Origin of the sequence: Vibrio sp. CUB2 (genome assembly GCF_001557945.1) — a bacterium.
In the GTDB taxonomy this organism is placed as follows: Bacteria; Pseudomonadota; Gammaproteobacteria; order Enterobacterales; family Vibrionaceae; genus Vibrio; species Vibrio owensii.
The window spans coordinates 1-548 of sequence record NZ_LNRB01000077.1 but is presented as its reverse complement, the minus strand read 5'-3'; the positions used below and the strand labels follow the sequence as shown (position 1 = coordinate 548).

Here is a 548-nt window from a genome sequence, read left to right as displayed (position 1 = left end):
GCGTTATGCTTTTTCTTAAACTTGTAACCATGAACACTTTACGTATTTAACAAGTATCACCTGGTATGTGCCCTAGCATCTTTCACAGAAATTAGGTTCTTATCTCTCAATAGACTCTAACTTCTCTGAAAACCATTGCAGCTCACCAAAAAATTGCGTTCTGTCTTATCTAACTTGTCAGTGTTTTGATAGAGTTATGATTCGATAGGCAAGGAGGGTTTTAGATGGGAACTATAATAGGCTTGGTCATTTTAGCAGCGATAGATTGGTATCTTGTTCGTAAAACAGGACTTCATATCCATCAACTCATTTCCAAAAAATATGCGGAGCATTCAAGTGGCAAAGAACATAATAAATAAGACCTATTTGGGCCTCGTCTAACTGGATGAAGCGTTCGAATTTCACTGTGCCTACAGATAGAACAAGCATAACAAACTGTTCAAGAGGGATTCGCAACGCGTGGCATTTTCACTATGCGTTGGTTTTAGTGTTTAAGGTGGTATGCGGCGGCTTCAGTATTGCGTTGCTCACCCCTTAACAGGGCGTTA

The 548-nt window shown here is 39.8% G+C and carries 1 protein-coding gene and 1 pseudogene; both read left to right on the top strand.

What is annotated here, in order from left to right; all coding sequences use genetic code 11:
• Positions 1–224 precede the first annotated feature (224 nt).
• Positions 225–359 (top strand): hypothetical protein, encoded by a 135-nt coding sequence (locus ATB78_RS30295; RefSeq protein WP_086012977.1) that lies wholly within the window; start codon positions 225–227, stop codon positions 357–359.
• Positions 360–435: 76 nt separating this feature from the next.
• Positions 436–538: pseudogene (locus ATB78_RS30020) on the top strand (DUF3265 domain-containing protein).
• Positions 539–548: the final 10 nt, after the last annotated feature.